This window comes from Flavobacterium cauense R2A-7, from assembly GCF_000498475.1.
Classification (GTDB): Bacteria; Bacteroidota; Bacteroidia; order Flavobacteriales; family Flavobacteriaceae; genus Flavobacterium; species Flavobacterium cauense.
In genome coordinates, this window is record NZ_AVBI01000024.1 from 165,618 (window position 1) to 176,790 (window position 11,173).

The window sequence follows — 11,173 nt, forward strand, 5'->3', positions numbered from 1 at the left end:
AAAAAAAGCTCAGTAAATTTTCTGAGCTTTTTTTTATTCTTTATCACGACGAAATTTCCACCGTTTGTGTGTCCAAAAATAATATTCCGGTGCAGCATAAATTTGTTTCTCCACTTCTTTCAGAAAATCTCTGGAAATATCATAGTTTGGAATGTTGGTTACATTTTCCCCCAAAGGTATAAAAGTGGCTTGATAATGACCGCGTTTTAATTTTTCAACTTTAAGATACAAAACATTCATGTCGGTTTTTTTTGCCAGCATTTCCCCGCCAGTGTGAACGGGTACTTCATGCCCCATAAAATTTTGCCAATAATGTGTTTTATAAGGAACTGGTGTCTGATCGCTTACAAAGCCGTAAATGCCCATAATCCCTTTTTCCTGATTTTCATTCACAGTTTTGATAGTAGTTTTAGTATCAATTAACGTAGCATCGAATTTGGAACGGATATCTCTTACCAATTTGTCAAAATAAGGGTTTCGGATGCGTTTATAAATTCCAAATCCTTTAAAATTAATGTATTTTCCCAGAATAATCATCCATTCCCAACTTGCATAATGTGCACACATCAGGACAATGCTTTTATTTTTCTTTTCGAGTTCAAGAACCAGTTTTACATTGGTAAAGATGAACCGCTTTTTCATTTCTTTTTCCGAAATGTTCAGCGTTTTAATCATTTCCAGAAACATGTCGCACATGTGCTTGTAGAATTTTATTTCAATTGCCAGTCGTTCATTTTCAGACAGATGTGGTAACGTTAATTTAATATTGGAACGCACCACTTTTTTTCTGTAACCTATTATATAATACACCAGGACATAGATACAGTCTGAAACGAAATATAATAACCGAAAGGGAAGCATTGAAATACACCATAAAAGAGGGTATACTAATAAAAATACGAGTAACTGCATCAATTTAAGTTTTTACAAATATACTTTTTAAACTGATTATTCTTCGATTAAATTAACATTCCATAAAGAAACATTGGTTAATTTTACAATAAGAAAATTCAAATGTATGAGCCTGGTTTTATTATTTATTATTGCGATTACCGTTATTACAAGTTTTAAAGGTTTTGGCGACGAATCGTTTTTCAGAAAGTACGAATTTCATATAGGTAGTATTCGGGCCGGAGAACATATTAGGATGATTACATCGGCATTTTTACACGCGGATATCGGACATTTGTTTTTCAATATGCTTACCTTGTATTTCTTTGCACCGGTGGTAATTGGTTATTTCGACTCGCTTTCTTTTCTTATAATCTATGCAGGAAGCTTGATAGCCGGCAGTTTGTTTACGCTCTATTTTCATAAAAATGATTATCATTATCGTGCCATTGGCGCTTCTGGAGCTGTAACCGGAGTTCTGTATGCTGCTATTTTGCTGCAGCCGAATATGAGTTTGTACCTGTTTTTTATTCCGATTCCTATTCCGGCTTATCTTTTTGGTATCGGTTATTTGTTGTATTCGATTTACGGAATAAAGGCTAAAAATGATAATATCGGCCACACGGCCCATTTTGGCGGAGCTATTGGCGGATATGTTATTACTATTGCGAAAGCTCCTAATATGGTTACAGACAATACGTTAATGGTGGTTTTGTTGCTAATTCCAATTATAATCCTATTTGTTTTATCCAAAATGGGTAAGTTGTAAGGATTTTGGCATTGCTTTTGATTTGTAATGGAAAACTTAATATATACGATATGAAAAAGATTCTTTTAATTGCAGTAACCTTATTTATCACAACATTGTCAAACGCACAAGAAATGAAAACCGTACCACAAATTGTAGTTTCCGGTGAAGGAAAAATAAAAGTAACTCCGGATCAGGCGGTTATTACCGTTGGCGTTGAGAATACCGGTAGTGAAGCCGCCGATGTGAAAAAGAAAAATGATGAAGCGATTGATGCCATCATCAAATACATCAAAAAAATGAAACTTTCTGCCTCGGATTATCAGACACAGCGCGTTTCATTGTACAAATCATACGATTATCAAAAGAAGAAAAACACTTTTACCGCTTCTCAAAATATTGTAATCCAACTTAAGGATCTTACAAAATATGACGAGTTGATGATGGGATTGGTAGATTCGGGAGCAAACGTGATTCAGGGTGTTGATTTTAAATCGTCTAAAGTAGCGCAATACGAATCGGAAGCAAGGATTAAAGCAGTTCAGAATGCTAAAGCAAAAGCAGCGGATTATGCATTGGCGTTAAATCAAAAAGTGGGGAAAGCGTTGTTGGTTTCCGATAATTCAATGACTAATTACCCAAGACCAATGTATGCCGCGATGAAAATGGAATCGGATGCCGGTGGATTGTCCAGAGAAACTTTAGCGATTGGTGAAATTGAAGTTGTAGCGAATGTTACCATTAACTTTGCAATTGAGTAATAAATTTATTTAGATTCTTTTGTTTGACACTCAGAATCGAATTACATTTGCACCACTCAACAACAACACAACAATAATGAACACAATTACAACGACCAATTTTAATTTTCCGGGTCAGAAATCCGTATATCACGGTAAAGTAAGAGAAGTATATAATATCAACGATGAACTTTTGGTAATGGTAGCTACCGACAGATTATCTGCTTTTGATGTGGTAATGCCAAAAGGAATTCCATACAAAGGTCAGATTCTGAATCAAATTGCCACTAGATTCATGCAATTAACGGAAGATATCGTTCCGAACTGGTTGATTGCTACTCCGGATCCTAACGTTGCGGTTGGACATTTGTGTCAGCCTTTCAAAGTAGAAATGGTCATTCGTGGGTATTTATCAGGTCATGCGGCTCGTGAATATGCTTTGGGAAAAAGAACCTTGTGCGGTGTAACCATGCCGGAAGGTTTGAAAGAAAACGATAAATTTCCGATGCCCATCATAACGCCTTCGACAAAAGCGGATAATGGTGAGCATGATGAGGACATTTCCCGTGAAGACATTTTGGCAAAAGGCATTGTTTCCGAAGAAGATTATATCGTTTTAGAAAATTATACAAGAGCGTTATTCCAAAGAGGAACCGAAATTGCTGCTTCCCGTGGACTGATTTTAGTGGATACGAAATACGAATTCGGAAAAACCAAAGACGGAAAAATCGTTTTGATTGACGAAATTCATACGCCGGATTCTTCCCGTTATTTCTATGCAGAAGGCTATCAGGAAAGACAAGACAAAGGAGAAGATCAAAAACAATTGTCGAAAGAATTTGTTCGACGTTGGTTAATCGAAAACGGTTTCCAAGGAAAAGAAGAGCAACAAATTCCTAATATGACCGATGAATACATTGAAACCGTTTCAGAACGTTATATAGAATTGTTTGAAAATATTTTGGGCGAGAAGTTTGTAAAGGCTGACATTTCCAATATTAACGAACGTATTGAAAAAAATGTATTGGCTTTTCTGAATAAATAAGATAACCCAATAGTAAAAATATACTAACCACGCTCAGCGTGGTTTTTTTGTTCTTTGTGGTGAGTAAAACATCTGTTAACGGTCGAAAAAATCGTTTATCGGTATTGAATTGTTAAAAGTATGTTATAATGCATAAAACCGAGTAACGAAATTAATTTGAAAGCGTCTATTCAATAAATCAATCATCACCCGAGGCATTTGATATTAAGAAAAATTAATTAATCGGAGCGCAGCGGAAAAAATCAAATCATCAATCATCATGAAAAAATCAATCATTTATTTAGGAATCGCTGTGATACTGTTTAGCAATGTTATTTCAGCCTTAAATTGTCAGCAATCATTCAACAATGAAAACCTTAGTCTGACTCAAAACATTCAATCAATTGAAAATACCGATGCCACAATAGGTAAAAACAGTACTGGTGGGGGTGGAGATACTTCAAGTGTTATTTCGGACGAGATAGTTGTAAATCCGTATCAAAAAACCATGGAGGAAATCATTGCGGAAAACAATCAGATTATTGAAAGTGATCTACCAAATGAAGTTACAGAAACCACTTCTGAAGAAGACGAGCAAATTAGATTAAGTATCATTTCTGTACAAGGTCCGGTTTACACGGAAAAAACTACAGAGGAAATCATTATGGAAGACCGTCAGATTATTGAAAGCCCGGTATTTAATGAGATTCCCTTATACGCGATAAAAAAATCAAGTAAATCATAATTTATAATCAAGTTCAATTTTAATCATTAATCAACCCGTTGCGCAATCAAAAAAATGGAGCGTCGCGGAAAAAATCAATCATCATCATGAAAAAAACAATCAGTTTATTAGGTTTAGCTTTATTAGCAGCTACAAATGTTGCTTTAGCTTCGAATGTTGAAACGTCAACTTCAAAAAATGTTGCCATTGCAAAATTTGATGTAACACCTCTTTTTGTTGCCATCAGTAAAGGAGATCTTGCCACAGTGAAGAAATTTGTTGAATACGGTATGGATGTTAACGAATCAAAAAACGGAATGACACCATTAATGTATGCCGCACGTTACAACAATGCTGAAATAGCAAAATTTTTAATTGAAAAAGGCGCCGACATTTCAGCAAAAGACAACAACGGTTTCACGGCATTGAAACTTGCAGAGGGCGGAAAAGCAACCCAAGTTGCAGAAGTTATTAAAGCGGCTTCCAAAAAATAAGTTTAGGTGGGTTAGTTATAAAAAAGCCGGGCAAAATGCTCGGCTTTTTTGTTTAAAATTAAGTAGATTAGTTGTGGTATTTAGTTGTTCTAGTTTATCAGGATGATATCGAAATAAAATTGTCCCATCCAGCAAGTCGCTGAAGTATCACCAAGAGCATCTGTACGAACAATATTGGTGGTAATTGAAGTTTGTGATTTATTGGAATAATTGATGTTAAAAGTGTCGGGATAAGAACTGTTATTGTAAGGTGCAAATATCAAACCGGATGGCGCAAAAGGTAATTGAGGTGAAAAATCATAGCGGATCTGTAATTTTTCGGGTTTTGCCGGTGCTAATAAAACAGTACTTCCACTTATTGATGCTGTAGAACCTGCAGTTGTAACTCTTTGCAAAACGGTCCAGGTAACAGTAGTGCTTACACCTTTTACAGTTGTGGTGAAAGAGCCGGTTGTTCCTACCGGACTGGAACTACAAACCGGAATTGTCATATCCTGTACAACAACCAAATCCGGAATGGAAACATTACTTGCCGTAAGTTGTTGCCAAGTTGCATTTCCGTTAGCATCTGAAACCAATGCTTTTCCTAATCCCTGATTTCCGTCTACAATTCGTATGGCTGCCGGAGCTGCTGTAACAATTGTTATATCATCGATATAAGCAGCATCCGAACCCGAACTGGCAGAACTGTCTTTACTGTATTCCCATTTCAAAGTTCTTGAACCGGCAGCTAGTAAATAGGTTTGTTGTGTCCATCCGATTGTTCCGGACCATTGGTTTTGCATTACACCGTCAATATAAAATTTCAGGTAATCATACCCGTTTTCACTACTCACATTATAATAAAAACTCAATGTGGCACCTCCCGCAGGAACTACAACGGTATGCGACATCTGTGTAGTCTGGCTGTCCGCAATGGTTCCTGATTTTGCCGCATAGGTTCCGGCATTTTTAACGGTACTTTGTGTTGCCCAGTTTGCACTTCCGCCTGTTGAAAGTGGCACAATAGCATTGGTTTCGAAATTTTGATTTAACAAACTTCCGGGGGCGCCGATATTTTCAATATGCAGTTTATTGGTTGGGGTAGTAGTTCCCACGCCAACATTGGCTGTATTGTTGTTGTAAATATCATTGCCGACTTTAGTCCAATAGTTGGTTCCTCCGGCAAAAGGTGTCCATTTGGTTCCGTCCCAGTAGTAGTAACCCACGCCGGTAGTCGCATTGGTATTGTAAACCATCAGACTCGTAGCAGGAGTGGTAACTGGGGCAGCAGCGTTTAGGTTTGGTATAGAGATTCGGGGGATCAATAGACCTTTATCTGTAGCGGTTACATCAAGGATTGAACTGGAATTTGGAGTTGTGGTTCCGATTCCTACTTGAGCTGAAACAGAAAAAGGAAAAAGCAATAATAGTAATAACTTTTTCATAACGCTTTGTTGTAGTTAGATTAACGCAACAAAAATTAGAAAAACAAAATTGGGTTGAAAATTTTAGGGATAGACTAATGTTTTTTTGGGATAAACAATGAAAAAAAATTAAGGCTTTGTTTTTGAGCTGTTTAGTAATTGCAAAACTTCTTCTTTATGGGTTTTTGAAATAGGAATTTTTACAGTCCCGACAGAAATAAAGTTGGAATTGAAACCCTGAATTTTATTTATGTTAACAATGAATCCTTTATGAGTTTTAATAAAATTCTCAGGAAGTTTCGTGATGAATTCGGTAATCGTGCATCTAAAACGATAGTCTTTTTCATCGGTCATGATAAACAAATAGTTTTTCTGACTTTCCACATAACTGATACTGTCTAAAGTTACCTTTTCAAAAACTTCATTGTGTTTGATATAGATAAAATCACTTCCGGTATTTATTTTTTTATTTTGTTTGTTGAAGTTTAACAAAGCGATTTCAATTGATGAAAACAACTCCGCTTTCTGAAACGGTTTAATCAGATACCCATAAGGATTAGTAGCAATCGCATTTTTGATGGTAATATCATCCGAATACGCCGTTAAGAAAACATGCGGAATGCTGTAATTTTCCGTAATGTAATGGGCCAGCCAAATACCGTCTTTTTCTCCCTGAATGGTAATGTCCAATAAAGCAAATTCTACCTTATTTTCAGTAAGGATAGCAATAGCTTCTTCGGCATTCATCGCTGTACCAACCACATTATAACCCATTTCCGTGAGTAAAACCGAAATTGTTTTCTGGGTAATGTATTCGTCTTCCACAACCAATATGTTCAGCGGATGGTTCATGATATAGTGTCTTTAAAAATAATGGTAATTGTTGTGCCGTTTTCGTTTTTCCAATCGAAAGTTCCTTCCAGTTGTCGCGATAAACCCTGAATCAGATCAAAACCAATGGAATGTAATGTTTTCGGGTTGAAATCAGCCGGAAGTCCGTTTCCGTTATCGTGAATCGTAAGTTTGTATATTGCATCTTCCTTAGAAAGATTGATGGTAATGGTTCCGTGATTTCGTCCGATAAAAGCATGTTTAAAGCAATTCGTAACGATTTCATTGATAATCAGACTTAACGGGATAGCAGTATTGATGCTGAGTTCAATCGCATTGGCGTTAATAATTGTGTCGATTTTCAGTTGTGCGTTTCTATACGTATCCTGAATCGCCTGAACCAATTCCGTTAGATAACTTTGAAAAGGTACTTTACTGAAATTCTCCGATTGGTACAATGTTTTATGAATCAAAGCAATCGACTGAATTCGGGCTTGGCCTTCTTTCAGAATGATTTTAGCATTTTCATCACTGATGTTAAGATTCTGAAGTTCTAAAATTCCGGAAATAATCTGCAGATTGTTTTTTACCCGATGATGGATTTCTTTCAGCAGCATTTCTTTTTCGGCTAAGGATTCTTTAATCGTATCGTTTTTTGCCGAAATCAGATTGTTTTTCTGTTCGATTTCTTTTCGTTTTTTTCTGGAATTGCGCAGATAATATAAAGTGGTGATCAGAATTATACCCAACGCCATGGCAACAATGTATAGAATCCCTTTTTCTTTCCGGTCGATATCCGACTGCTGTTTTTCAATCACATTGTCTTTTTGTTCCAATTGGTACAAAATGTCGTTTCCGGCCAGCAAAAGGCGTTGTTTTACAGAATTTATCGAATCACTTAAACGAAAAGCCTTTTCATAATAGGCATAGGCTTCGTCCTTATTGTTCTGAAATTTTAATAATTCAGCTTTTGCTTTGTAATAGCCAACTTTAGTTTCAGGAGAAATTCCTTTCGGCATCAATTCTTCTATTTTAGCTATGTTTTTCTGCGCTTCGACATAATTTTTCAGATGAATGTTACATCCGGAAAGTAAAATGATGCTTTTAATGGTTCCGCTGTTATTGTCGTTGTTTTTAATTCCGATGGCGGCATCTTCTTCAAGTAAGGAAACCGCGGTTTTATAGTCGTTTTGTCTTATTTTTAAAACGGCAATATTTCCCTTTACCACACCGGATAATCTGTTGTACGTTTCAAAATCCGATTTTTTAATAGCAGTTTCGGCTTTCTGTAATGCTAAAGTGTAGTAGTGATAAGCGCTGTCAATCTGGTTGTTCATCGCATAATAAAATCCTAAATCGTTATAAGCAGACGGAACGATCAAGGAATCTCGTTTTGGATTCTTGATTAATTCGGCTATTTCCGATTTTAACTGCGGAATCGCTTTATCATACAAAAACAACCGCGCGTATAAATTGCTTTTGATGTTGTAACTCCACAAAGGAAAGGAAGCCCCTTTTTTACGAAGTTGTGCTATTTCAGCATTAATTTTGAAAACGGTAGAATACAAATTCAGGTTCAGATACGATTTTTGCAATCCTACGAGCACATTCATATTTTCCGAGTCGGAAAGCTTGTAGTCTTTATCATTTTGGATTTCCTTTAAAACCTCAATCGATTTCAATTCGTCTTCCTTAATATTATAGACTTCTGCCAATGCGAATTTGTAGCGAATGATTGCCTTTTTGTTGGATTTGATTTGCTCGTCAGATGAAAGTTTTGGGAAATTCAGATAGAAAAAATCCCGATACGCTCTTTTTTGGTTCAGATTCAGCTTTTCATAAAAAGCAACTTTATCGATACCGTTTTTGGTTTGATAAGCGGTTTTAATTTTGTCGGCGGTTTGCCCGTTTCCGACGCATAATTGGAAAAAAAGTAGGAGGGAGAATATGTTTTTAAGTGAAAACGACATTAATCTAAGAGTTCAATTTTTACCGAAAGTTCTCCGTGGGACGTTTTATCGGCTATTTCCATGAAGGCTTTTTTGGTCAAATCAATTTCTCTTCCTCTGGAAAAAGGGCCGCGATCATTGATGGTAACGACAACCGATTTATCATTTGCCAGATTGGTCACCCGCACTTTTGTTCCGAAAGCCAACTCACGATGCGCAGCGGTATAACCGGAATTGTCAAAACGCGCCCCGCTGGCTGTTTTTCTTCCGTTGAATTTGTCGTGATAGTAGGAAGCAACGCCTTTACTTTTATACAGTTTTCCTTTTTCAGATGATTTTGAATGACTCGTGGTTCTGATTTTAGATCCCGAAGAGCCGCAACTGTTCATTAGAAAAGTAAACGATAAAAGTAAAAGCGCTGCTGTTTTATATGAAAATAACTTCATTGATTTTTATTTGAAATACGAGAACGTTTCGTTGTTTTCAATTTTAAGCAAACTTTCGTAAATCAGTTTGATTACGTTTTCCACATCTTCTTTGTGAACCATTTCCACAGTCGTATGCATATAACGCAACGGAAGGGAAATCAATGCCGACGCTACGCCGCCGTTACTGTAGGCAAAAGCATCGGTATCGGTACCTGTTGCTCTTGAAGTCGCATGACGCTGGAATGGAATTTTATTTTCTTCGGCTGTTGTTACAATCAGTTCGCGTAGATTATTCTGTACCGCTGGTGCATAAGCAATTACCGGACCTTTACCCATTTTTAAATCGCCTTCAATTTTCTTTTCAATCATTGGAGTAGTGGTGTCGTGGCAAACATCGGTTACAATGGCAACATTTGGTTTTATGGTGTGCGTGATCATTTCGGCACCACGTAAGCCAATTTCTTCCTGAACCGAATTCACGATATACAATCCGAAAGGTAATTTCTTTTTGTTTTCTTTCAATAAACGCGCTACTTCGGCAATCATGAATCCGCCCATACGGTTATCAATGGCGCGACATACGAATTTATCATTGTTCAAAATCATGAATTCATCCGGATACGTAATTACGCAACCCACATGAACGCCTAATTTTTCCACTTCTTCTTTGGTGGAGCAACCACAATCAATGAAAATATTATGCAAGGTTGCCGATTCTTCTTTACCGCGATTACGCGTATGAATCGCCGGCCATCCGAAAACACCTTTCACGATTCCTTTTTTAGTATGAATGTTCACGCGTTTCGAAGGTGCAATTTGGTGGTCGGAACCTCCATTACGGATTACGTAGATTAATCCGTCATCGGTGATGTAATTTACATACCATGAAATTTCATCGGCATGCCCTTCAATAACTACTTTATATTTCGCATCCGGATTGATAACTCCCACAGCACTTCCATAGGTATCCGTGATAAATGTATCCACGTAAGGTTTTAAATAGTCCATCCAAAGTTTTTGTCCGCTTTCCTCATAACCTGTTGGCGAAGCATTATTCAGATAATTCTCTAAGAAGGTTAGGGATGATTTGGATAGTATTGATTTCGTTGCCATAAAATATTTTTTTGCTAAAATAATAAATTGGCATTAGAGTTGTTAGTATAATGTATATTTTTGATATAATAATTAAGTCTATGAAGCGATACCTTTTTTTGAGCATTTTTCTGTTTTTTTACTCCTATATATATAGTCAGGTTACCAATGATACTATCGGAACTCAGGTTCAGGATACTTCTGTGGTTTTTAAAACCCAAATGGAAGAAATGTTTATCGGAAAAGATAAGGCCTACATGGAAGAAATGGAGCGCATTAAAAAAATACAACGCAGAGTGTTTAAAGTGTATCCTTATGCAAAGTTGGCGGCCGAGAACCTGAAAATTCTTAATGCCAATATGGCTAAGCTTAAAACAGAACGGGAGAAAAAGAAATACTTCAAAATTGTAGAAAATTATCTGGAAAACGAATTTGAAGACCGCCTCAAAAAGTTTTCCCGCAAAGAAGGTCAGGTTTTGGTAAAGTTAATTCATCGTCAAACCGGAGAAACCACATTTAAGCTGGTTAAAGATTTGAAAAGTGGTTGGAAAGCCTTTTGGTCCAATAATACGGCTCGATTATTCGATATTAATTTAAAAGAAGAATACGACCCAATGAATGAATTGGACGATTTTTATATTGAAGGGATGCTGATAAAAGCTTTCAAAGAAGGAAAACTGCAACGTCAGGATCCTGCCAAGCCAATTGATTTGGCGGAACTTTCCGCCACCTGGAAAGAAAGACTGAATAAATCCCGTAAAGCGCGCGAAGAAAAAGCTGCGAAAGAAAAAGCATTGGAAGAAGAAAAATAAAATTTAAAGCCCGGAGCGAAAGTTTCGGGCTTTT

At 36.7% G+C, this 11,173-nt stretch carries 12 protein-coding genes; 6 read left to right on the top strand and 6 right to left on the bottom strand.

All coding sequences use genetic code 11. The features are described 5' to 3' along the window. Positions 1 to 33: 33 nt before the first annotated feature. Complete coding sequence (locus tag FCR2A7T_RS14195) at positions 34 to 912, bottom strand: lysophospholipid acyltransferase family protein (protein WP_035118752.1); 879 nt, start codon at positions 910 to 912, stop codon at positions 34 to 36. A gap of 106 nt (positions 913 to 1,018) precedes the next feature. Between FCR2A7T_RS14195 and FCR2A7T_RS14200 the strand changes: the two genes are divergently transcribed. The 5 genes from FCR2A7T_RS14200 (at position 1,019) to FCR2A7T_RS14220 (ending at position 4,621) form a co-directional block, all read left to right on the top strand. Next, complete coding sequence (locus FCR2A7T_RS14200; RefSeq protein WP_023571997.1) at positions 1,019 to 1,660, top strand: rhomboid family intramembrane serine protease; 642 nt, start codon at positions 1,019 to 1,021, stop codon at positions 1,658 to 1,660. 50 nt (positions 1,661 to 1,710) lie between these two features. Continuing rightward, a complete protein-coding gene (locus tag FCR2A7T_RS14205; protein ID WP_023571998.1) occupies positions 1,711 to 2,400 on the top strand; it encodes an SIMPL domain-containing protein in 690 nt (229 codons plus the stop codon). A gap of 76 nt (positions 2,401 to 2,476) precedes the next feature. Beyond that, positions 2,477 to 3,424, top strand: a complete 948-nt coding sequence (locus FCR2A7T_RS14210; RefSeq protein WP_023571999.1) for a phosphoribosylaminoimidazolesuccinocarboxamide synthase — start codon at positions 2,477 to 2,479, stop codon at positions 3,422 to 3,424. Positions 3,425 to 3,683: 259 nt separating this feature from the next. Next, entirely contained in the window at positions 3,684 to 4,148 is a 465-nt protein-coding gene (locus tag FCR2A7T_RS14215; RefSeq protein WP_023572000.1) for a hypothetical protein, read from the top strand. 86 nt (positions 4,149 to 4,234) lie between these two features. Next, on the top strand, positions 4,235 to 4,621 hold the full coding sequence (locus FCR2A7T_RS14220; protein ID WP_035118785.1) for an ankyrin repeat domain-containing protein: 387 nt from the start codon (positions 4,235 to 4,237) through the stop codon (positions 4,619 to 4,621). 89 nt (positions 4,622 to 4,710) lie between these two features. Here the strand turns inward: FCR2A7T_RS14220 and FCR2A7T_RS14225 are convergent, their stop codons facing one another. The 5 genes from FCR2A7T_RS14225 to FCR2A7T_RS14245 form a co-directional block, all read right to left on the bottom strand. Then, positions 4,711 to 6,048 (bottom strand): hypothetical protein, encoded by a 1,338-nt coding sequence (locus FCR2A7T_RS14225; protein ID WP_023572002.1) that lies wholly within the window; start codon positions 6,046 to 6,048, stop codon positions 4,711 to 4,713. A gap of 108 nt (positions 6,049 to 6,156) precedes the next feature. After that, positions 6,157 to 6,879 carry a LytR/AlgR family response regulator transcription factor gene (locus FCR2A7T_RS14230; RefSeq protein WP_035118755.1) on the bottom strand — a complete coding sequence of 241 codons (723 nt, stop codon included), beginning with the start codon at positions 6,877 to 6,879 and terminating at the stop codon, positions 6,157 to 6,159. Continuing rightward, positions 6,876 to 8,828, bottom strand: a complete 1,953-nt coding sequence (locus tag FCR2A7T_RS14235; protein WP_035118756.1) for a tetratricopeptide repeat-containing sensor histidine kinase — start codon at positions 8,826 to 8,828, stop codon at positions 6,876 to 6,878. The genes FCR2A7T_RS14230 and FCR2A7T_RS14235 overlap by 4 nt, the downstream gene beginning before the upstream one ends. After that, on the bottom strand, positions 8,828 to 9,253 hold the full coding sequence (locus FCR2A7T_RS14240) for a septal ring lytic transglycosylase RlpA family protein (RefSeq protein WP_023572005.1): 426 nt from the start codon (positions 9,251 to 9,253) through the stop codon (positions 8,828 to 8,830). The genes FCR2A7T_RS14235 and FCR2A7T_RS14240 overlap by 1 nt, the downstream gene beginning before the upstream one ends. A 6-nt stretch (positions 9,254 to 9,259) precedes the next feature. After that, positions 9,260 to 10,348 (bottom strand): M42 family metallopeptidase, encoded by a 1,089-nt coding sequence (locus FCR2A7T_RS14245; RefSeq protein ID WP_023572006.1) that lies wholly within the window; start codon positions 10,346 to 10,348, stop codon positions 9,260 to 9,262. An 80-nt stretch (positions 10,349 to 10,428) separates the two neighbouring features. Between FCR2A7T_RS14245 and FCR2A7T_RS14250 the strand changes: the two genes are divergently transcribed. Beyond that, positions 10,429 to 11,139, top strand: a complete 711-nt coding sequence (locus tag FCR2A7T_RS14250) for a DUF4294 domain-containing protein (protein ID WP_023572007.1) — start codon at positions 10,429 to 10,431, stop codon at positions 11,137 to 11,139. The last annotated feature ends 34 nt before the right edge of the window (positions 11,140 to 11,173 follow it).

What these genes read in the sequence shown, in the direction of transcription:
- FCR2A7T_RS14225 (WP_023572002.1), bottom strand. Translation starts at nt 6,048, where the DNA reads ATGAAAAAGTTATTACTATTATTGCTTTTTCCTTTTTCTGTTTCAGCT.
- FCR2A7T_RS14215 (WP_023572000.1), top strand. Translation starts at nt 3,684, where the DNA reads ATGAAAAAATCAATCATTTATTTAGGAATCGCTGTGATACTGTTTAGC.
- FCR2A7T_RS14220 (WP_035118785.1), top strand. Translation starts at nt 4,235, where the DNA reads ATGAAAAAAACAATCAGTTTATTAGGTTTAGCTTTATTAGCAGCTACA.
- FCR2A7T_RS14200 (WP_023571997.1), top strand. Translation starts at nt 1,019, where the DNA reads ATGAGCCTGGTTTTATTATTTATTATTGCGATTACCGTTATTACAAGT.
- FCR2A7T_RS14250 (WP_023572007.1), top strand. Translation starts at nt 10,429, where the DNA reads ATGAAGCGATACCTTTTTTTGAGCATTTTTCTGTTTTTTTACTCCTAT.
- FCR2A7T_RS14245 (WP_023572006.1), bottom strand. Translation starts at nt 10,348, where the DNA reads ATGGCAACGAAATCAATACTATCCAAATCATCCCTAACCTTCTTAGAG.
- FCR2A7T_RS14195 (WP_035118752.1), bottom strand. Translation starts at nt 912, where the DNA reads ATGCAGTTACTCGTATTTTTATTAGTATACCCTCTTTTATGGTGTATT.
- FCR2A7T_RS14235 (WP_035118756.1), bottom strand. Translation starts at nt 8,828, where the DNA reads ATGTCGTTTTCACTTAAAAACATATTCTCCCTCCTACTTTTTTTCCAA.
- FCR2A7T_RS14210 (WP_023571999.1), top strand. Translation starts at nt 2,477, where the DNA reads ATGAACACAATTACAACGACCAATTTTAATTTTCCGGGTCAGAAATCC.
- FCR2A7T_RS14230 (WP_035118755.1), bottom strand. Translation starts at nt 6,879, where the DNA reads ATGAACCATCCGCTGAACATATTGGTTGTGGAAGACGAATACATTACC.
- FCR2A7T_RS14240 (WP_023572005.1), bottom strand. Translation starts at nt 9,253, where the DNA reads ATGAAGTTATTTTCATATAAAACAGCAGCGCTTTTACTTTTATCGTTT.
- FCR2A7T_RS14205 (WP_023571998.1), top strand. Translation starts at nt 1,711, where the DNA reads ATGAAAAAGATTCTTTTAATTGCAGTAACCTTATTTATCACAACATTG.